23 protein-coding genes, 1 tRNA gene and 2 pseudogenes are annotated in these 19,646 nt (G+C 67.6%); 13 read left to right on the top strand and 13 right to left on the bottom strand.

Features of this window, described 5'->3' with window-relative positions:
• The first annotated feature begins 54 nt into the window (after positions 1–54).
• Positions 55–137 (top strand) — tRNA-Leu (locus VET27_RS18590).
• Between the two features lie 277 nt (positions 138–414).
• On the opposite strand, the gene VET27_RS18585 is transcribed toward VET27_RS18590, so the two are convergent.
• Both VET27_RS18585 and VET27_RS18580 read right to left on the bottom strand, forming a co-directional pair.
• Entirely contained in the window at positions 415–807 is a 393-nt protein-coding gene (locus tag VET27_RS18585; protein WP_526520756.1) for a nucleotidyl cyclase domain-containing protein, read from the bottom strand.
• A gap of 11 nt (positions 808–818) precedes the next feature.
• The gene (locus VET27_RS18580; RefSeq protein ID WP_526520754.1) at positions 819–1,055 is read right to left on the bottom strand and encodes a hypothetical protein; all 237 of its coding nucleotides are present in this window, start codon (positions 1,053–1,055) and stop codon (positions 819–821) included.
• An 11-nt stretch (positions 1,056–1,066) separates the two neighbouring features.
• On the opposite strand from VET27_RS18580, the gene VET27_RS18575 reads away from it, so the two are divergent.
• The 7 genes from VET27_RS18575 (at position 1,067) to VET27_RS18545 (ending at position 6,312) form a co-directional block, all read left to right on the top strand.
• Positions 1,067–1,192 (top strand): hypothetical protein, encoded by a 126-nt coding sequence (locus VET27_RS18575; RefSeq protein WP_526520752.1) that lies wholly within the window; start codon positions 1,067–1,069, stop codon positions 1,190–1,192.
• A 137-nt stretch (positions 1,193–1,329) separates the two neighbouring features.
• Complete coding sequence (locus VET27_RS18570; protein WP_526520750.1) at positions 1,330–1,914, top strand: TetR/AcrR family transcriptional regulator; 585 nt, start codon at positions 1,330–1,332, stop codon at positions 1,912–1,914.
• 87 nt (positions 1,915–2,001) lie between these two features.
• On the top strand, positions 2,002–3,576 hold the full coding sequence (locus tag VET27_RS18565) for an MFS transporter (RefSeq protein WP_526520748.1): 1,575 nt from the start codon (positions 2,002–2,004) through the stop codon (positions 3,574–3,576).
• On the top strand, positions 3,573–4,364 hold the full coding sequence (locus VET27_RS18560; RefSeq protein WP_526520746.1) for an SDR family NAD(P)-dependent oxidoreductase: 792 nt from the start codon (positions 3,573–3,575) through the stop codon (positions 4,362–4,364). The genes VET27_RS18565 and VET27_RS18560 overlap by 4 nt, the downstream gene beginning before the upstream one ends.
• Before the next feature lie 311 nt (positions 4,365–4,675).
• The gene (locus tag VET27_RS18555) at positions 4,676–5,617 is read left to right on the top strand and encodes an MFS transporter (RefSeq protein ID WP_526520744.1); all 942 of its coding nucleotides are present in this window, start codon (positions 4,676–4,678) and stop codon (positions 5,615–5,617) included.
• 11 nt (positions 5,618–5,628) lie between these two features.
• Positions 5,629–5,982 (top strand): hypothetical protein, encoded by a 354-nt coding sequence (locus tag VET27_RS18550; RefSeq protein ID WP_526520742.1) that lies wholly within the window; start codon positions 5,629–5,631, stop codon positions 5,980–5,982.
• Positions 5,983–6,117: 135 nt separating this feature from the next.
• Positions 6,118–6,312 (top strand): DUF1737 domain-containing protein, encoded by a 195-nt coding sequence (locus VET27_RS18545; protein WP_526520740.1) that lies wholly within the window; start codon positions 6,118–6,120, stop codon positions 6,310–6,312.
• 3 nt (positions 6,313–6,315) lie between these two features.
• Here VET27_RS18545 and VET27_RS18540 read toward each other — a convergent pair whose 3' ends face one another.
• From VET27_RS18540 to VET27_RS18520, 5 genes and pseudogenes are all read right to left on the bottom strand, one after another.
• The gene (locus VET27_RS18540) at positions 6,316–7,917 is read right to left on the bottom strand and encodes a peptide chain release factor 3 (RefSeq protein ID WP_526520738.1); all 1,602 of its coding nucleotides are present in this window, start codon (positions 7,915–7,917) and stop codon (positions 6,316–6,318) included.
• Between the two features lie 121 nt (positions 7,918–8,038).
• Complete coding sequence (locus VET27_RS18535) at positions 8,039–8,434, bottom strand: LytR C-terminal domain-containing protein (protein ID WP_526520762.1); 396 nt, start codon at positions 8,432–8,434, stop codon at positions 8,039–8,041.
• A gap of 84 nt (positions 8,435–8,518) precedes the next feature.
• A pseudogene (locus tag VET27_RS18530) lies at positions 8,519–9,007 on the bottom strand (LCP family protein); the annotation flags it as partial.
• A gap of 145 nt (positions 9,008–9,152) precedes the next feature.
• Complete coding sequence (locus VET27_RS18525; RefSeq protein WP_526520736.1) at positions 9,153–9,962, bottom strand: ABC transporter permease; 810 nt, start codon at positions 9,960–9,962, stop codon at positions 9,153–9,155.
• 213 nt (positions 9,963–10,175) lie between these two features.
• The gene (locus VET27_RS18520; RefSeq protein ID WP_526520734.1) at positions 10,176–11,123 is read right to left on the bottom strand and encodes a cation diffusion facilitator family transporter; all 948 of its coding nucleotides are present in this window, start codon (positions 11,121–11,123) and stop codon (positions 10,176–10,178) included.
• A gap of 98 nt (positions 11,124–11,221) precedes the next feature.
• Here VET27_RS18520 and VET27_RS18515 point away from each other — a divergent pair, with 98 nt between their 5' ends.
• From VET27_RS18515 to VET27_RS18505, 3 genes are read left to right on the top strand one after another with little or no spacing between them, the layout of a single operon-like run.
• Entirely contained in the window at positions 11,222–12,469 is a 1,248-nt protein-coding gene (locus VET27_RS18515; protein ID WP_526520732.1) for an Ig-like domain-containing protein, read from the top strand.
• An 18-nt stretch (positions 12,470–12,487) separates the two neighbouring features.
• Complete coding sequence (locus VET27_RS18510; RefSeq protein WP_526520730.1) at positions 12,488–12,865, top strand: BlaI/MecI/CopY family transcriptional regulator; 378 nt, start codon at positions 12,488–12,490, stop codon at positions 12,863–12,865.
• A complete protein-coding gene (locus VET27_RS18505; RefSeq protein ID WP_526520728.1) occupies positions 12,862–13,782 on the top strand; it encodes a M56 family metallopeptidase in 921 nt (306 codons plus the stop codon). Before VET27_RS18510 ends, VET27_RS18505 begins: the two co-directional genes overlap by 4 nt.
• Before the next feature lie 19 nt (positions 13,783–13,801).
• Here the strand turns inward: VET27_RS18505 and VET27_RS18500 are convergent, their stop codons facing one another.
• Together VET27_RS18500 and VET27_RS18495 are read right to left on the bottom strand one after the other, a co-directional pair.
• The gene (locus tag VET27_RS18500) at positions 13,802–14,131 is read right to left on the bottom strand and encodes an Lsr2 dimerization domain-containing protein (protein WP_526520726.1); all 330 of its coding nucleotides are present in this window, start codon (positions 14,129–14,131) and stop codon (positions 13,802–13,804) included.
• Positions 14,132–14,220: 89 nt separating this feature from the next.
• The gene (locus VET27_RS18495; RefSeq protein ID WP_526520760.1) at positions 14,221–15,630 is read right to left on the bottom strand and encodes a neutral zinc metallopeptidase; all 1,410 of its coding nucleotides are present in this window, start codon (positions 15,628–15,630) and stop codon (positions 14,221–14,223) included.
• Between the two features lie 143 nt (positions 15,631–15,773).
• Here VET27_RS18495 and VET27_RS18490 point away from each other — a divergent pair, with 143 nt between their 5' ends.
• The gene (locus tag VET27_RS18490; protein ID WP_526520724.1) at positions 15,774–16,277 is read left to right on the top strand and encodes a PPOX class F420-dependent oxidoreductase; all 504 of its coding nucleotides are present in this window, start codon (positions 15,774–15,776) and stop codon (positions 16,275–16,277) included.
• 1 nt (position 16,278) lies between these two features.
• A pseudogene (locus VET27_RS18485) lies at positions 16,279–16,757 on the top strand (nitroreductase family deazaflavin-dependent oxidoreductase).
• A gap of 319 nt (positions 16,758–17,076) precedes the next feature.
• Here VET27_RS18485 and VET27_RS18480 read toward each other — a convergent pair.
• The 4 genes from VET27_RS18480 to VET27_RS18465 form a co-directional block, all read right to left on the bottom strand.
• On the bottom strand, positions 17,077–17,376 hold the full coding sequence (locus VET27_RS18480; protein WP_526520722.1) for a GNAT family N-acetyltransferase: 300 nt from the start codon (positions 17,374–17,376) through the stop codon (positions 17,077–17,079).
• 13 nt (positions 17,377–17,389) lie between these two features.
• Positions 17,390–18,340 (bottom strand): pirin family protein, encoded by a 951-nt coding sequence (locus VET27_RS18475; protein ID WP_526520720.1) that lies wholly within the window; start codon positions 18,338–18,340, stop codon positions 17,390–17,392.
• 28 nt (positions 18,341–18,368) lie between these two features.
• Complete coding sequence (locus tag VET27_RS18470; protein ID WP_526520718.1) at positions 18,369–18,782, bottom strand: EVE domain-containing protein; 414 nt, start codon at positions 18,780–18,782, stop codon at positions 18,369–18,371.
• Positions 18,783–19,061: 279 nt separating this feature from the next.
• Positions 19,062–19,394, bottom strand: a complete 333-nt coding sequence (locus VET27_RS18465; protein ID WP_526520716.1) for a WhiB family transcriptional regulator — start codon at positions 19,392–19,394, stop codon at positions 19,062–19,064.
• Positions 19,395–19,646 lie beyond the last annotated feature (252 nt).

The following is a 19,646-nucleotide window of genomic DNA, read 5'->3' as shown; positions in this document are numbered from 1 at the left end:
CAACTGCGCGGTTGGGGAGTGGGCAGAGTGCGTGATAGTCTCTCCCGGTTGTTGGGGCGAGTGGCGGAATGGCAGACGCGCTGGCTTCAGGTGCCAGTGTCCTTCGGGACGTGGGGGTTCAAGTCCCCCTTCGCCCACAATCAATGTGCGGTTCGGTGGAACCGCGACGCGTAGGCCGCGGACCCGGTTGGGTTCGCGGCCTTCGTCATTGGCGTGACTGTGCCCGTACTGCCTGGCGCGAAGTCCCACTGATCGCGCCCACCTCCGTGCAATTGGGTGGTTGAGTACCGGGGTAGCCGTCCAAAACGCGCCGGTCCGAGATCGCAGGAACTCGCCGCTTGGCCGCCGCCACACTTTGTCCAGACTCGGCGCGTATGAACGTATCCAGCGTCAGCTTGGGTATGGGCGCCGGGATCAGTCGGCGTGGGGCCAGTCATCGTCGTCGAGTTGGTCGAGCAAGCTGAGTGCCGGGTTGAGGACGTAGCGGGCCTGGCTACCGCCTGCCTTGCGTACGTCGTACATGGCGGCGGCGGCCACGATGAGAATTTCGTCGAGAACGTCGGGCGTGCCGTGGTCCGCCAACGGGCGCAACGGGGTGCTGACCACACCGATGCTGGCACTCAGCCGCGACGGTGGAGCGGTGATGGCGCCGTGGATGCGTTCAACCAACGGAATGGGATCCGGCGTGGGAAAGACGTCGTCGAGCAGAAATTCGGTGTCACCGACGTGGGCGATCAGTGCGTCGCTGCGGGAGGTGTCGCGAAGATGCTGGGCCACTGCGATACGGGCCTGATTTGCCCCGCCCACGGCGTTGAGGCTCAGCGGCTGCGGGCACCGATCAGGGTGGCGACCTGATCGTCGAAGGCTTCGCGGGGGAGAAGCCCGGTCAGCGGCTCGATGTCGCCGTGGCGTACCTGGTGGTCGATCAGCCGGATCACCGTCGCGCAGGCGAACGCGGCGAAGACGCTGATGGAGAGGACCAGCACCACAGCCGAGACCGCCACGGTGGCGTCGACCGGTGCCAGGCCCCAGCGAGTCCGGGTGTGCGCCGACATCATCGAGGGCGATGGCGATACCGTCTGAACGCAACGCAGCGACGCCGACGTTGGGCCCGGCCCGCTACGCCCCCATCTCCGAACATGACGTCGATGACGCCCCACAGCGCATTTGGCAGAAGTACCCGGGATTCTGAGACACCCCTGCCTAGCTAGGTGACTGCGCCACAATGGCGTTCAATGTAAGTCTCGTCAACATCGACAGGAGGTCGCGCTGAGCACCCAGGGACGGCGGTCCGCCGACGCTTACCACCACGGCAATCTCCGGCAGGCATTGCTCGAGCACGCCGTTGCGTTGGCCAGGGTCGGCGGCCCGGACGCGGTGGTGCTGCGGGACGTGCAGCGGTTGGCGGGGGTGAGCAACTCGGCGGCGTACCGCCACTATTCCGACCGCCATGCGCTGCTTGAGGCGGTGACCGAGGTGGCCCAAACCCAGCTGGCCGACACGATGACCGCGACCATCGCCACGGTGCCCGACGACGGGCCCCGCGACCGCAGGGCGCTCGCCCGCTTGCGCGCTACGGGACAGGCCTACGTCTCCTTTGCGCTCGCCGAGCCCGGGCTCTTCCGGACGGCGTTCGCCTTCGACCCGCAGCCGGGCGCGCACTCCAGAACGCCCGATCGGCCGGTGACCGCCGAGCGCCATCCGTTCCAGATCCTGATCCGATGCATCGACGATCTCGTCGCTGCCGGAGTGCTTTCGCCAGATGAACGCGACGGCCTCGACGAAGCGGCCTGGGCAGCGGTGCATGGCCTGGCCACCCTGTTCCTCGACGGTCCGATGGGTGGGCTCGACCGGGCCCGCCAGCAGCTGATCACCGACCGGTTGCTCGACGTCATCGAGCTCGGTCTCGTCTGAGCCGAGGAAACCGGAACTAGATGTTGACAGCACTAACATCGACTGACATGCTCGTCGTGTTATCGGCGTCAACATCGAGGAACGGCCATGACCATCGAAAACCCTCTGCGATACACGAGCACGACAACCCATTTGCATGCGGCCACCCCGCGCGTGCCCCCGGTGCTGGTCCTGACCGTCGTCCTGATCGCCGCGCTGGCGATCAACGTCGAGACCACTATCGTCAACGTCGCTCTGCCGACCCTGAATACGACATTGGGCGCGTCCACCCGCGGACTGCAGTGGATCGTCGACGCCTACAACCTCGCCTTCGCCGCGCTCGTCCTGGCCGGGGGCACCGTCGGCGACAAGTTCGGCAGGCGCGGCACTCTGATCGCGGGCCTGGCCCTCTTCGCGGCGAGCAGTGTCGCGGCGGCCCTGTGCACGTCGACCGGACCTCTGATCGGTGCACGACTGGTCATGGGAATGGCCTCCGCACTCATCTACCCCACGACGCTGGCCATCATCACCGACACCTTCCGCGAGCCTCGTCAGCGCGCGGCGGCCATCGGTGTGTGGGGCGCTGTCACGGGTCTGGGCGTGGCGATCGGGCCCATCCTCGGCGGCGCACTGCTCGAGAGCTTCTGGTGGGGCAGCCTCTTCCTGGCCCTCGCGCCGATCGCCATGTTGGCGGCGGTCGGCGCCGCCGTGCTGGTACCTCGTTCCACCCGCGATCAGACCTCCCGCCTCGACCGGGGTGGGCTGCTGCTGTCCGTCGTGATGCTGAGCGCGCTGGTGTACACGATCATCGAAGCGCCCGACCGCGGATGGGCGTCCGTCCAGACGGTCGGTGGTTTCGCCGTCGCCGTCGCCGCGGCCGTGGCCTTCGCGTGGTGGGAGCGTCGAAGGTCCGACCCGCTCATCGACGTGCGACTCTTCACGAATTTGCGGTTCAGTGCCGCCAGCGGCGCAGTCACCGTGGCGTTCTTCGCGCTGTTCGGGTTCATCTTCCTCATCACGCAGTTCTTCCAACTGCTGCAGGGGTACGGGCCGCTCGAGACCGGTGTCCGGATCCTTCCCGTGGCGCTGTCGATCGCGGTCGGCTCGATACTGGGTACGCGCGTCGCGGTCACCTGGTTGGGCACCAAGGCCGTCGTATTCATCGGGCTCTTGATGCTCGCCGCCGCGTTCTTCTGGGTGACGAGGATCGACACCGATGTCCGCTATCTCGTGGTCGCCGCGCAGATGGTGTTGTTGGGTGGAGGGCTCGGTCTCACCACCGCGCCGGCCACCGACTCGATCATGGGAGTGGTCCGGCCCGAACAGGCGGGCGCGGGGTCGGCGGTGAACGACGCCACCCGTCAGATCGGCGGAACCCTCGGCGTGGCCGTGCTGGGCAGTATCTTCTCTACGCTCTACATCCGCCATCTGACCGACAGTCCCGCCCTGGGAGCGATGCCGGAGCCGGCGCAAGCGACAGCGCGCGAAGGCCTAGCTCAAGGTCTGCAGGTCGCCGCCCGCGCACCCGCGCAGAGCGCAGATGTCCTCCGCGGCAACGTAAGTGACGCCTTCATGTCCGGCCTGCACGCCGGGTGCATGACGGCAGCCGCGGTTTGTCTGTGCGGCGCACTCTTCGTGTTGGCGTTCCTGCCCGCGCATCCGGTCGGCGGGGTGCGGTCATGACGTTCGTGGACCGCTACGGTCCATGGGCACTCGTCACCGGTGCCAGCGACGGGATCGGACTGGCCTTCGCGCATCGACTCGCCGCGCTCGGGGTCAACCTCGTCCTGGTAGCCCGCCGCGACGAGGTGCTGCATCGCCTCGCGGCGGAACTCGTTGCCACCCAGCACATCCACGCTGTGGTGCTGACCGCTGACCTGGCCCGACCGGAGGCGGCCGACGACCTGATCGCCGCGACCCACGATCTGGACGTGGGGCTGGTCGTCCTTGCCGCGGGCTTCGGCAGTTCCGGCCCGTTCGCAGAGGCCGCCCTGGCCGGGGAACTCGACATGATCGCGGTCAACATCGGTGCGGTCACCCACCTCACCCACGTGTTCGGCAGCCGGCTCATCACCCGGGCCCGCGGCGGAATCGTGCTGTTCGGGTCGATCGTCGGATGGCAGGGCGTCCCCGGCCAGGCCACGTACGCCGCCACGAAGGCCTACGTGCAGAGCTTCGCCGAGGGCATTCATTCCGAGTACGCGGCCCAGGGCGTCGACGTCCTGTGCGTCGCGCCCGGGCCGGTTCACAGCGGCTTCGGTGGCCGCGCCGGCCTGAGCATGGATTCGGCGGCCGACCCCGACGTCGTCGCCCGCGGTGCTCTGCGTGCGCTGGGCCGGAGGGCTACCGTCGTCCCCGGCGCGCGCGGCAAATTCCTGACGACGTCGCTGAGGATGCTGCCCCGCCGGATGCGGAGCCGAGTCCTTGGCCGCGTCATCGCCGGGATGCGCACGCCCTCCCCACAGCGCTAACGGCCGTCCCACCAGTCGAGCACGCGAATCCCGAACAGGGTCAACCACTTCGATGGTTCACCGACCGCAACGTCAACCTCGAACCACGCGCGGTCGGGGAGACTGCGGGCCTGGAGCCACGTGCCGTCGGGCCGCCGTGCGGCCCGGAGGTTGCCGAGCCACGTCGCGCTCGACCTGCCAGCGAAGGGCCGGGTCGGAGTCCAGGAGCCAGGACGTCAGGGGCGCCGCCACCATGGCCCCGACTCTAACGGCGCCGACTGACCCATTCGAGGATCGGCACCTAAAGTCCTCGTCGTGAGTCAGCCGCCACCGTGACCGATGGCGAGGGCAGCCTGCTGTCCCAACGCCGGATCGTCTTCATGGTCGCGCCCCTCGTCCTCTCGGTGATCTCGTTCCAACTCAACGCCACCATGCTCGGCCCGGCGTTCTACGACATCGAGACCACCCTCGGCAAGGGTTCGTTCGCGGCGATGTCGACCTACTTCTACCTTGCGGGCGCGGTCGCCAACGTGGTGCTGATCCGGTGGAGCGACTTTATCGGCCGCAAGCGCGTCATGCTCGCCATCCTGGCGCTGCTGTGCGTCGGCACGCTGCTCTGCGTCCTCGGTACTTCGCTGCCGGTCGTGCTGGCCGGCCACATCATGCAGGGTGCCTGTAACGTGACGTTCGGGCTGGCCTTCCTGATCATGCGGGAACGTTTGAGCGGAGCCACCTTTGGCGTCTGCTGCGGTGTGGTCACGTCGATCAACGGCGGGGTCGCCGGTGTGGACGCACTGCTCGGCGGGTTCATGGCCGACCGCTTCGGATACCGCTCGATCTTCATGCTGATCCTCGTCGTCGGGGCGTTGGGCATCGCCTTCGCCTGGAGGGCCGTGCCCGCCGACGAACCCGGCCGCGCGGTCGAGGGGCGCATGGACTGGGTGGGTGCCGCACTCATCGGACTCGGGGTCGCGGGGCTCATCCTCTTCATCTCCAGTGGTGGCGATGCGGGCTGGTCGTCGCCGATCGCCTCGACGTTCATCGTCGTCGCGATCGTCGCCCTGGTTCTGCTCGTCGTGGTCGAGAAGCGGATCAGCACACCGCTCGTCGACATCGACCAGATGCGTTCGCGCCTCGCGTGGCCGCTGATCGTCGCGACGATCCTCAACATGGCGTCGTTCATGGTCCTGGCGGGCTTCACCATCGGCGAAGATCGCCGAGGATCCCGACTCCGGCTTCGGGCTCGACGGGACGACGACCGCGATCGTTCCTGACACCCGGCGCGGTGGCCCAACTGATCACGGCGCCACTGATCGGGCGGCTCGCCGTGCGGATCGGCTTCGTCACCGCATTTCGGGCGGGCATCGTCGGCTCGATCGCGGTGACCTCGCTGCTCGCGGTGTTCGCGCACAACCGGAGCATGCTCATCGTGCTGATGGCCGCGTTCGGCTGCGCCTTCATGGGTGTGACGCTGACGGCGATGAGCGTCCTCGGTGTCACGCAGGCACCCGAGGGCAACCCCGGGTCGCTGCCCGGCATCACCAACGCCGCCTTCGGTGTCGGCTCGTCGATCGGGTTCGCCTGGGCCGGACCGGTTGTCGGCTCGGGCACGATGAGTAGTTTCAACACGGCGCTGTGAATCTGCGCGGCCATCGGCGTGGTCTCGCTGGGCTTCAGTCTGGTGCTGAAGCCGCGACCGCTGGAGACGGGTCCGACCGTTCGCGTCGGCGCGCACTGAGGGCTCGCAGCGCGTCGTGCGTGGCACCATCGGATCATGACGGAACCACCGAGCGGGTTGCCGAGGTACCGCCTACTGACCGGGCCCGATGACGAGGCCTTCTGTCGGCGCGTCAGCGAAGCGCTCGACCTGGGGTACGAGCTGTACGGGAACCCCGCCATCAGCCTGGACGCGGGACGGGCCGTCGTGGCCCAGGCGGTGGTCTGGCACCAGATCGTGCGGTACGTCTGAGGCCTAGTCGTCACCCGCGGCGACGAGCGAGGTCAGCTTCACCGAAGGGTTGTCACGTTGGAAGCCCTCGAGGCGCCACTTCGTCGAGAAGAGCACCAGGATGACGCCGTCGGTCCGCGTGAAGACCTCCACCGACGGTTGCCGCTGGAGGAACGCGACGTCGTCCGGGTCGGCGGCACGCGCGACGGTGTAGGGGAGTGATTCCAGCGAGATCGGCGCGCTGAGCTCGCCTGCCATCCGATGGGACGCCACCTCGAACTGCATCGGCCCGACCGCGGCGAAAACTGGTGCCTGGTCGCCGCGGCGGTCCGAGCGAAGGACCTGGACGACGCCCTCCTGCTCCAGCTGCTCGATGCCCTTGCGGAACTGCTTGTGCTTGCTGGGGTCCGTGCCGCGTGCGACGGCGAAGTACTCGGGGGAGAAGCTCGGGATCGGCGGGTAGTGCACCGGGATGTCGCGGTACAGCGTGTCGCCCGGTCGAAGCGCGGCGGCGTTGGCGAGTCCGATGACGTCACCCGGCCACGCGGTGTCCAGCGTCGAGCGCTGCTTGCCGAACACCGACTGCGCGTACTTGGTGACGAACGGCTTGCCCGTGGTGGCGTGAGTCAGGACCTCGCCGCGCTCGAACGTCCCCGAGCACACCCGCGCGTAGGCGATGCGGTCGCGGTGGGCGGAGTCCATGCCCGCCTGAACCTTGAACACGAACGCGCTGAAGGGTGACTCGGCGGGCCGTCGATGGCCCTGAACGTCGAGCTGCCCGTGCGGCGAAGGGGCGAGCTGGACGAGTACGTCCAACAGCTGATTGACGCCGAAGTTCAGCGCTGCCGACGTGAAAAGCACCGGAGTCGACTCGCAGCCGAGAAACGTGTCCCGGTCATAGTCGGACCCGTCGGCGGCCAGGAGTTCGGACTCCTCGACGGCGTTGTCCCAGTCGACGCCCGCGGCGGCGTGCGCGTCCGCGGGTGCGATGTGCTCCTCGGGTGCGGCCTTGGCACCGCCCGCGGTGCGGGTATACCGGATGAAGTTTCCGGTCCGCCGGTCCAGGACGCCCTTGAAGTCGCCGGCGATGCCGACGGGCCAGGTCAGCGGGGTCGGCCGCAGGCCGATACGCGCCTGGATCTCGTCGAGCAGCTCCAAGGCGTCGCGGCCGGGTCGGTCCCACTTGTTGATCACCGTGATGATGGGGATGCGCCGAAGCCGGCACACCTCGAAGAGCTTGAGCGTCTGCGGTTCCAGGCCCTTCGCGGCGTCGATGAGCATCACTGCACAGTCGACGGCCGTGAGCACCCGGTAGGTGTCCTCGGAGAAGTCGGCGTGGCCAGGGGTGTCGAGCAGGTTGATGACGCAGTCCTGGCCCGCGGTGGCGTAGGGGAACTGCAACGCGGTCGAAGTGATCGAGATGCCGCGCGCCTTCTCCATGTCCATCCAGTCCGACACGGTGGCGCGGCGGCCCGATTTGCCGTGGATCGCGCCGGCCTCGGTGATGACGTTGGCGTGCAGCACCAGGGCTTCGGTCAACGTCGACTTGCCTGCGTCGGGGTGGCTGATCACGGCGAAGGTCCTGCGACGCCGTGCCTCAGCGGTGATGCGGTCTGCGGCGGTCATTTCGTCCTCGATGATATTGGCCAAAGGTCCGAATCGATAAATCGCGCGAGTGGCCACTCTTCACACGCTCCGGGGCCAAAGGCGCGTCATGAGTGGCCACTCGTCGGAGGACGGACCCGCGCTAGTTCACGCAGGGGATGCCGCTGCCACTGAGGGGAAGACCCTGGTCGGGGGTGGACACGACCGAGGTGCCGACGTCGATGCCCAACGACTCACCTCCGGTCGGTGCGGTGGCCAGGCTGCCGACGTCGGTGGGAAGCGAGTAGCCCTCGCCGAGTACGACGCGGATGCGCCCGGCGGCCACGTCGGGGAGCGGTTGCGGCGGGGCGCTGATGTCGAGCATGGTCGCGACGGCCTGAGCGGCGCCGTCGGCTCCTGGCCCGTAGTCGACCGTCGTTGCCGAAGACTCGACGGTAGTGGGGACGCTGAGCTCGCCCGGCCGGTAGCCGGTGTGGCCCAGCATGTTCGAGGCCTCGGTCGGCAGGCCTCGGACACCGCTGGCGTTGACCACGTCCACCGTGACATCGTCTGGCGCAACGGGTTTCGGCACTGAAGCCGGATCGCCGAAGGTCGTCGTGACCAAGGCGCGGATCGCTGCCGGATCGACGATGTTGACGTCTTGGCCGTAGACCATGTCATACCGCACGACCGGCAGTGTCTGGTAGTGGACGTGTTCTCCCGCGAGTGCGCCGATGCGGCGGAACAGGTCCTGATCCCACCCGCCGGACAGCACGATGTCCTGGCGCGCAACGTCCATGAGCGCGTTGAGCTTTCCCACGTCGCTGAAGGACCCGGCGTTCTGAAGCTCGCGGATGACGGATATCAGGAACGCCTGTCGCCGGTGGGTGCGATCCAGGTCGCCGTTGTCGAGCCCATGGCGCTGTCTGACGAACGCGAGAGCCTGCCGGGCGTCCCAGGTCTGGCGTCCGGCGGGGAAGTCGGCACCGGAGTAGTCGTCGTGAACCGCGTGGTTGAGGCAGACCTCGACACCGCCCAGACTCGCGGCCACGTCGTAGAAGCCCGCGAGATTGACCTTGGCGAAGTAGTCGATCGGCACCCCCGTCAGTGCCCGCACCACCGCCAACGTCGCCTTGCGGCCGGCCTCCCGGCCTTGCCTCTCCGATCAGCCGAAACTGGATGTTCCTTCCTGCCGGCGCGGGCAACCGCAATGTTGCCTCCGATACCGCCAATCGGTGCACGTGGCGCTGAGAACTTGCTGAGTGTGCTCGCTGGAATCAACGTCTTCTGGGCGACGCGAAACGACGAACAGTCGACAGCCGATCGAGCAACGAACTCGAGGCAGTGGTGGGCGTGGCGAACTGATCGATGCGGGTGATCCTGCCTCGGGCGACCAACTCCCCGACCACTGCCACTCCGCAGGCCTGGGCCAGCAGCAGCGAGACGAGGACCAGCACCTGTACGGCGCCGGCCTGCGCGGCGGACCCCGTGGCCAAGAGCACGCCGACGAAGGCTCCGGGCAAGGTGACCAACCCTGCCGTTCGGGCCTGATCCAGGTTGGGCAGCAGGGCGTCGGTGAGTGGCCGCTCGATTACCTCCATGCGCGAATCCCGTTCGGAAAGGCCGAGACTCAGGGCCGCGTCCACTTCACCCGCGCGCAAGCTCAGAGCGTCGAGCGCTCGCCTGGCCGCCACCGCGGAGGCTGTCATCGTCCCACCAAGAACGATCCCGAACACCGGGACCAGCGCCACTCCGGTGAGCGGCACGACGCCCGTCAGCAAGAGCAGCGGTATCACGGCGGCCATGCCCGCCGCCAGCGCCGCCGCGAGCCAAGCAGCACCCCGACCTGCCTCACTGCGGCGTGCGGCGGTGAGGGAAGCGACTCCGAACATCACGGCGAGTACGAGCGCCGAGGTCCAGAGCCGCGACATCGCCGCACCGAGCACGGTGGCCACCGCGGCCAGCTGAATCGCAGCCCGCGCTCCGGCGCCCGGCACCGCAAACAGAGGGCCTCTCAACAGATACCGCGAGACGAGACCCGCGGCGAGCACCATGACCACACACACGATGACGAGGGTTGGGCTCAAGAGGGGTTCGGAATTGCTGACCCCCCGAGTGTCCTCACAGACCAGGGCGCGGGCACTCGAGTCCCCCGGCCGTGCGCTCGACTCTGCGGTCCTGGCGCAGGACTGCGAGTGACCTCCGCCGTGGCCGCAGAGCGGAGCGCACCGAGACGGCAGGGGGCAGGACCTGATCGGTGAGGCCGAAAATCCCTGTGGTGTCGGTCTTGTCGAGCGCGGCTAAGCGCCCCGATACGACTGCCCGTGCGGCTCGACGCAGTGCTCGTCGGGGTCGTCCGCGCAGACGTGATCGACCTGAAGCGTCGTGTGATCGATGTGGTGCCGGTCGTGCAGAATCCGTTCCAGGTCGCCACGAACGGCATGGCAGTCGATGCCATCGCTGACGATCACGTGGGCGGACAGCGCGGCTTCGCCCGAGGTGATCTCCCAGATGTGCAGGTCGTGCAACTCGACGACCGATTCGACCGCGGCGAGTTCCACGCCGACCGCGCCGGGATCGACGCCCTTGGGGGCGGCCTCGAGGAAGATGCGGCCAGAGGCGCGCACCAGACCCCAGCCCGCCTTGATCATCAGCGCCGCCACGATGAGCGCGGCGATCGCGTCGGCGCGAGCGAAGCCGGTCAGCCAGACGACAGCACCCGCGATTGCGGTGGCGATGAAGGCGTAGAGGTCGTTGAGGACGTGCTGGAACGCGCCCTCGACGTTGAGGCTCGATCGGTTGGCGCGGCTGATGCACCACGAGGCCGCCACGTTGACGACGATGCCGATCAGCGCAGTGACGAAGACCAGCAGCCCCTCGACCTCGCCCGGATCGAACAGGCGACGGACGCCCTCGAAGATGAAGTAGGCCGCGAGGAGCAGCAGGGTGATGCCGTTGGCCTGAGCGGAGAGGATCTCGGCGCGCTTCAGGCCGTAGGTGTAGTCGCCGCGGGCGGGCCGCGCGGCAAGCCGGATGGCGATCAGTGCGAGCACGATCGACGCGGCGTCGGTGAGCATGTGCCCGGCGTCGGTGATCAGCGCGAGTGATCCAGCGATGACGCCGACGACGACCTCGACGGCCATGAAGCCGACGATCAGAATAAGGGCCAGCGTCAACCACTTTCGGTCGGCGTCGGCCGTCATTCCGTGAGAGTGCCCCCGATGGCCGTCGTGCGCGGTCTCGCCCATGGGGGGAGCATACATCGATACATGCGAATGTTGGCATGCTTCCGTCGTCCGCACCTACTACGCTGCTACGTAGACAACGCAGACCGAAGGGGTGTCCCTTGCTACCCGAACGCCGACGCCGCGCCGCGGTGGTCACCGCGATCGTCGCCGTCGCGGCGCTCACCTCGACGACCGCCGGCGGCGGCCCGCGGGATCACGTCGAACGTGCATCGGCGCCAGCGAAGCAGATCGCTGCCGCCGAGCCGCCAAGCCTCACCCTCTCGCCGCCGGCAGGCGCGCGTGACGTCGTCCCCACCGGCGTCGCCTGGGTCGCGGCACGGTCGGGCACGTTGACCGACGTCCGCATGGTCAACGAGGAGGGCAGGACGGTCGCGGGCGCCATGACGGCGGACGCCACCGCGTGGCGACCCGCCGAACCGCTCGGCTACGGGCGCACGTACACGCTGACGGCGACCGGCCGCGGCACCGACGCCACCGACGCCACCAGGACCACGCAATTCTCGACGGTGGTGCCGCAGAACCAGACCCGTGTGAAGTTGACGACGACGTCGGGCGCCGAACTGCGCGACGGTGCCACCTACGGCGTCGGCACGGTGATCGTGGCGCGCTTCGACTCCGCGATCGTCGACAGGGTCACCGCGGAGCGCCGAATGCAGGTCACCACCAATCCACCGGTCGAGGGCTCCTGGTCGTGGGTCAACGACCAGAAGGCGCACTGGCGGCCGCGGGAGTACTTCCCGCCGAACACCACCGTCCGCGTGGCGGCGGGGATCTACGGCACCGAGCTCGGCGCCGGACTCTACGGCGAGGAGGACCGTGTCGTCGGCTTCACGATCGGGCCGTCCCACGTCACGATCGTCGACGACCTCACCAAGCAGGTCAACGTGTACGACAACGGCGTCCTGGTTCGCACCATGCCCACGTCGATGGGTCGAGGCGGCACGGAAACCGTTGGTGGGCGCACGATCTCCTTCTGGACACAGTCGGGTGTCTACACCGTGATGGACAAGGCGAATCCGGTCCTCATGGACTCGTCGACCTACGGACTGCCGGTCGACTCCGCGTCGGGCTACCGGATCAGCGTGCCCCACGCCACGCGCATCAGCCCCGACGGCATCTACCTCCACGAGCGGGAGGCGACGGTGTGGGCGCAAGGCAACACGAACGTATCCGCGGGATGCCTGAACCTGAGCGCCGAGAACGCCCGCTGGTTCTACGAATTCTCGCAACGGGGCGACGTCGTCGAGATCCGCAACACCGGTGGCCGACCGCTGGAGCAGTGGCAGAACGGGGACTGGAGCGTGCCGTGGCAGGAGTGGCTGCAGGGCAGCGCACTTCGCGGGTAGCTCGCTGGCCTGTTCAGCATGCAGCAGCGTGGATTCGGCGACTTGGAAGCCGTGGTGATGGACCGGACGTGGGCCCACGACGCACCGGTCACCGTTCGCGAGGTCTTCAACGACCTCGTCGCCGATCGCGACATCGCCTACACGACCGTGATGTCGACAATGGACAACCTGCACCGCAAGGGCTGGCTCGAACGTGAACGCGACGGGAAGGCGTACCGCTACCGGCCGACGATGACCCGCGAGGAGCGATCGGCCAAGCTGATGCGGGACGCCTTCCACTCCGGCGGTGACGCCGACCTGGTGCTCAACCACTTCCTTCAGCAGATGAACGCCGAGGAGTCCGCGCAGCTGCGGGCGGCACTGCGCAAGGTCCACCCGCGGGACCGCAGCTCGTGAACGCCGCGATCTGCCTGCTTCTGTACGGCGCGGTGCTGACGTGGTTGTCGCCCCCGCTGCTCGAGCGGGTCACCAGGAACGGGCTGAGCCCCCGGCTGTCCGTCGCGGTCTGGCTCTGTGCCATCGCCATGTCGTTCGGGGCGTGGGCCGTCGTCGGCATCGGACCGGTGCTCGACGTGGTGGCGGGCAGCCCCCGCCCGGGCCCGGTCGAGTACTGCATGCGGATCGTGGCCGAACTCAACCACGTCGGGGTGCTCGGCCGAGTCACCCTCGCCGTCGCAGGCGCGGTGGCACTGGTGTCGTCGGCCGTCGTCACTCGTCGAATCGTGCTCGCGCTGAGGCGGTTCTGGACGAGCAGTCGCGACCACGCCCACGACGCGAGACTCCTGGGATCGGCGTCCCGCGGCCCCGACGTCCTCGTCGTGCCCGCCGACCTCCCCGTGGCGTACTGCGTGGCGGGCCGACCCCACGCGATCGTGCTCACCACGGGTGTGATCGACACCCTCGATGAGTCCGAATTGGGCGCGGTGCTCGCCCACGAACAGGCCCACCTCGCCGGGCGTCATCTGCAGCTGATGATGCTGTTGCGGTCCCTGTCGTCGGCGATGCCGCGTCTTCCGTTGTTCCGCAACGCCGTTCACTCCGTCTGGCGGCTGGTAGAGATGTGCGCCGACGACACGGCCGCCAGGCAGTACGGCAGGTACGCGGTGCTGGGTGGGCTCGTCGCGCTGGCAGGGCAGCCGCGCGCGACCGGAGGCGCACTGGGTGCCGCGGACACGGCGGCGTTGGCCCGCGCGATCCGACTGGCCGGACCGGTCCGCCGCGGCGCGCGACTACGACAGCGTCTGCTGTTGGCGTCGACGATCGCGGCGCTCATCGTCACACCTGTGGCAATATCGGCGCTCTGCCACTCCTGACGTGGCGGGCGCGTCGGGCCTACTTCTCCGGCGTCCGTGACCGGTAGGCGTCGAGCACTTCGGACCGAAGGCGACCGCGCGGGCCGACCTCTAAACCGTTGTCGAGGGCCCACTTTCGGGCCTTGGTCGACTCTGACGGGCCGTGCTTGGCACTTCCCCCGCGCGCCCGACGATGACCCGATCGACGGCTTGCTTCGATCCACCCACTCATGGCGGCCCGGAGCTTGGCCGCGTTCTTCTCGGACAGGTCGATTTCGTAGCGGGAACCGTCGATGGTGAACGTCACCGTCTCCGATGCAGCGGTCCCGTCGACGTCGTCGACCCATTCAACGACGGTCTTTCTTGCCACCGTTCGCGAACCCCCATCGCTCTCGTGGTGTTACCGGAAGACCATGATAGCCAATCACGGAAACGTCAAGCGCCAGTGCCTCGCCGCGCCTACTTGAAGCGCGCGTAGCAGAGGTCCGCGTCACCGGCGAGGCCCGACCGGAATGCCACGATCCGAGTGAACCCGGCCGGCACCGTCTCACCGTTGACGTTGCTAGCCACCAAGCCGTTGGTCAGCAGGCCCGCCACGGCCTCGTCGAGGTCTCCCGCCGTGAGCACCAGAGCGAGGCTCTTGTTCTCCGACATGGCGCCCTGCGCGACGCCCGTCAGACAAGCGGTGCGCAATGCGGCCGCCGCGGAATCGAGCGATTCGCCGCGTTCGTGTTGAACGGCCAATGCATAGCGCGACGCCACGACCGACAACGCGCTGTTGTCGCCCTGCAGGAGGGTGTAGTTCTCGAAGTCGGAGGGCTTGCCCATCTCGGCGAGTGCCTGGATGTCGACGAAGATGGTGTTGCTCTCCGGGCAGTAGGACGCCGGCGGGCTCGGTCTCGCGTCCGAGCACTCAGGTGCGTCGAACGATAGCTGGGGTGCCTCGCTGGGCTGAAACACCTCGCCGAGAACGTCGACGAGCGAGGTGACGACGTCCTCGGTCACCTCGACGTCGCCGGCGGCGGGATCGCCGGTGCCTTCCGCGGGCAGCGTCAGCGGCAGATCGCCTCGCCGCTGCGTGACCTCGTCCATGTCGATCTTGGCGCATTCGGCTGCGCCAGAGGTGAAGCCCATCTGAAACGCGCTGATCCGGTCGAGCGCCGTGCCGTGTCCCTGCTCGAGATACGGCGCGTCACCGGCGACGTATGTCGGGTCGCGGAGCGTGAGCACACCTGCCAGAACGTGATTGAGGCCGTCGCCGGTGCTGAGGTCGAAGCGGGGCGACTTGCCCTCGGCCACCCACCGGATGTACGTGCCCGCAAGGCAATCCGCCTGCTGCTCGCTCACGAGCGTGGTGGTGTCGTCGTCGACGATCTGCGCCATGCCCTGAACGGCATGTCCGTACTCGTGTGCGAGCAGCGCCGCAATCGAGGTGTCTCCGAAGAACTGCTGCCCGAGGGGGACCAGGACGCCGCGGTCCCATGCGATGAGATGTTCTGGCGGACAGAACAGTGCGTTCGGATTGTCATACGTCTCGCCGCCGCAGATCTCTGGGCTCGAGGGGCTTTCGGAGTTGTAGGACACCAGATCCTGGACGGCCGTGAATGATCCGTCGAACGACTGGGAGTAGTTCTGGTCCCAGAACTCGGCGACGTCGTTGACCGCCAGGGTGGCGAGCTTGTCGGCGTCGCCACCGTCGGTGTTCTTCACGTCGCCCTCGGGAGCGGGTGCATCCTCGCGAATGCCACTGGGGCCGTCCTGCGCGGGCAGCCCACCGGCACGGAACGGGTCATACAGCGGGGAGACCGCGCGCCCCTGCGTCGTCGACCCGCACCCGGCGACCGTCAGTGCCACGCACGCGGCGGCCATCGCCGCCTTCAATCCGTCCACTGGTTCGCGTCCTGCTTCGTCCCCGAGATGTGTGAACTGCCGAAATGCGAGGGTATCGGGAATCGAACCTCAATGGCAGCCCGATGACGGACACTTCCCGGGGCGCCTGATAGGGATGACGGATGGGTAAGAACGAACGCTCGAAGATCGTGATGAGCGACGACGAGATCGTTGAGTTCATCGACCACAGTCGCACTGCCACCATGGCTACTCTGTCGGCCGACGGCCGGCCGCATCTGGTCGCCATGTGGTACGCGGTGGTCGACGGCGACATCTGGGTCGAGACGAAGGCCAAGTCTCAGAAGGCGGTCAATCTCCGCCGCGACCCGCGACTCACCATCATGATCGAGGACGGCGAGACCTACAACACGCTTCGTGGCGTGTCGATCGACGGCGAGGCCGAGATCGTGGACAGCGACCCGGATGTTCTTCTGCGCGTCGGAATCAGCGTGTGGGAGCGCTATACCGGGCCCTACACCGAGGACATGAGGCCGTTCGTCGACCAGATGATGAACAACCGGATCGCGGTGCGGTTGGTACCGACTCGGACTCGCAGCTGGGACCACCGCAAACTCGCAATGCCCGATATGCCAATGTCGGGCACGACGGCTCAGTACCTCGCCTGACATGGCCGCGCAGAAACGGCCGGACCAGCTGGACTCACCGCTGTTGCCGGTGATCTTCCGGCACGTCGGCCGCGGCCAGGTGTGGGTGTACCGCAAGACTGGTGGCCGAATCGGTGGGAAGTGGCGTATCGGAGCGGGTTTCCGCAAGCCGGTGCCGACCCTGTTGCTGGACCACGTCGAACGCAAGTCGGGCGCGTCCTTCACGGTGCCGTTGCTCGATCTGCGCGACGGTGCCGACGTCGTGGTCGCCGCTAGCCAGGGCGGACGTCCAGAGCATCCGCAGTGGTACCGCAATCTGGTGGCGAACCCCGACACACACGTGCAGATCGGGCCGACACGCAGTGCGGTCCGCGCCGTAGCCGCCGATGTCGCCGAACGGGATCGTCTGTGGCCAAGCTGGTTGACGTCTATGCCGACTTCGACACCTACCAGAGCTGGACTGAACGCGAGATACCCGTCGTCGTGCTCAAACCCCGCTAGCCCAGCGACGGCGGGTTGAATTCCGGGTTCGCCAGGGTGGTCGCGGTGGCAGGTTCCGATCTGTCCCCGGAGGTCGAACAGAGTGGCGCTGCCGGTCGCGATGCCGTCGTGCCTCGAGTACGTCATCGCCGCGAGACCGACGTCGCGGCCCTCGGGCAGCCGGCTCGTGGCCAGCGTGTAGTCGGCGTTGATGTATTGCAAACCCGTTGTGCCGTAGAGGGTCAACGAACTGGCCACGTGACTGGCCATCGCGGTGTGGGTGTAAAGAACGCCAGCGGCAGCTGTGTCGTCTGGGAGACGACCATATCGGGGCGATCCGTCAAAACTGGTCGGTGATGTCGGCGAACTCGGGATGCTTGTCGATGTATTCGGCCACCATCGAACACGTGGGCACGACTCGCAGCCCTGCCTCCCGCGTTGCGCGCAACGCCTCGGCCACGAGGATCGATGCCAGCCCGCGTCGGCGGAATGCCCGGTCTACCTCGGTGTGGGGGAAGGTGCGTCGGCCGTCGCGATCGAAGTACTCGGCGAGCCCGACGGTCTGACCGTCCACGGCGATGGTGAAGTGGCCGGGCTCGGAGGTGACAGTGGTATCCGCACCGGTCTGGTCGGTGGTCATGGCGCTCCCGAGGTCAGGGGTTGGGGCGGGGTAGCAGGGTGGAGTTCGGCAGGGGTGGAGCAGGCAGACGGGCGCCGGGATAATCCGAAACCGAGCCGAACCGCTCGTCGCCCTCCTGCCACTGGCGGCGGTAACGGACCATCTCCTCGTGGCTGCGGCCGACGAAGTTCCACCACATGATGAGCTCCTCGGCGAACGGGAGGCCGCCGAGCAGGAGTACTCGCGCGGGCCGTTCACCGGTGTTGGTGAGCGCGACCGTGTCATGGCCGGGTGATTGGTACCAGAGGTCGGCCACCCCGAGCGCAGTCCCTCCGGCGACGACCTCGCCCCGGTCGAGGTGCACCCCGTGCTCGAAGGCGTGGTCGACGGTGAGCTGGATCGCGGCGCCCGGCGCCAGGTCGATCTGAGCTCCCAACAGGGGGGTGAAGGTGTGTACGGGCGAGCGGACGCCGCCGAGTTCACCGATGAAGACGCGCAGCCGCGCGGCGCCCAGCGTCTGCACGGTCGGTGCGAAGTGGATGAAGTCGCGCTCGGTGTCGCGATCGGCATCGGGAAGGGCGACCCACAGTTGCACGCCGTGCAGGATGGGCGCGCTCGGACTCGCCACCTCGGAATGGCATATGCCGGCGCCCGCGGTCATCAGGTTGAGCTCACCGGGCCGGACCGTGGCGTGCACGCCGGCACTGTCCCGGTGTTCGATCTCGCCACTGAACAGCCAGCTGACGGTCTGCAACCCGGTGTGGGGATGCGGCGGGACGTCCATGCCCGTCCCAGCGCGGACGTCGTGCGGGCCGTAGTGGTCGATGAAGCACCATGCCCCGATGAGAGGCTCCCGCTGTGGCAGAGTCCGGCGGACCCGGATCGCCCGCGGACCGCCCAACGGGACTTCACGTGGATGCAGCACGCCGGTGAATCGTGAAGCACGACAGGCGAGTTGGTCGGGCGCCGCCTCGGTGTTGCTCACCTCACCAGAGTAGCCACCGACGGCGGCGTCACCCCGTCATGGCGGCGCGGATCACGTCGAAGTCGTGGTCGTCGATCTTGAACACGCCGAACCGGAAGCGGTACCCCCACTGCGACTTGGTCTCGATGAAGTCGAGCTGATCGATCAGGGGCCGGATCGGTGTCTCGGCGCAGGGCAGGAAGTCGATCCGACGGCGCCAGGGCTGAAACTCGGGATCGAGATCCTCTTGGTACACCTCGTCGTCGGACACCCGGCCGATCGCCGTGAAGGCCTGCAGCGGGTCGCCGTCGGGGTAATCGGTCTTCGGCGAGTAGAAGACGATCCAGTCGTCGCGGGCCATCCTGCGGAGCATGTGGGGCTTGCCGTGATTGGCCTGAGTGAAGCCGCCCGCCACGCCGCGCTGCACGTGGCCGCGGCTGACCGTGTTGATCCATTTCGTCATGGGGCCAAGCTACGAGCGGTCGCCGACAGGCTCGGAAAGTTATCCACAGGCTGGAGAGACCACGAAGCCGCCGATGCTGGTGCATCGGCGGCTCGGGCGACGGTACCGCCATGGCGCCTCACGGCAGGTGGTCGCTCTAGGCGACGAATTTAGTTGGTACCCGGGGCATGTCCGGCACCGTCGACGTCAGTTTAACCGCAGACATGCCTCCGGGTATTCCAAACCGGCGACCCCTCGACGCCGGCAGCTGGTCATTCCCGCTGAGCCCCACGTCAACGGTCAGGCGGATTCCAGGAAGTGCTCGACGAAGATGCGCCGTGCGCGGACGGGATAGCCGTTGCGTTCGGCCAGCTCGCGGAGCTGGCGCAGCGCGTGACCACGGCCCCGACCGGCTTCGGGAACCACGATGCCTGCCCAGAGCCCCTCGGCCTTCGGCAGTTCGACCGCCTCGCGTGCGCAGGCCCATCGTCGGGGGCACGTCCGACAGATGGCCTTGGCGTCCTCGTCAGCGGCGGTGGTCCACCGTTCGGGATCTCCGGTGCACTCGCCGAGGGGCAGTCCGTCGAGTCCCACTGGGTTCGTCACCGCTGATCCGTTCCCCGATGCCTTCATGTCGCTACTCCTTGTCAGAGCGTCGCAGTCGCTGCGTCGCGATGGATGCGAATGTATAGCAGTAACCGTAGCGATGCAACAGTTTAAACCGAAGCACATGAAGGGGGTACTGCTGACATGGTCAGAGGCTGAGCGAGTCCGTCATGGTCAATGTCCTCCGGTTCGACGCGCCGCCAGCGCGCGCCAGGTCGCCGATGTCTGCTGCTCAACCCTCATTGTCACCATTCAGATTCCGCGCCTACACAGGCACTC

It is taken from the genome of Mycobacterium sp. (assembly GCF_035633495.1).
Taxonomy (GTDB): Bacteria; Actinomycetota; Actinomycetes; order Mycobacteriales; family Mycobacteriaceae; genus Mycobacterium.
Note: the sequence above shows the minus strand (reverse complement) of the source record. Positions and strands in the feature narration are given on the sequence as shown.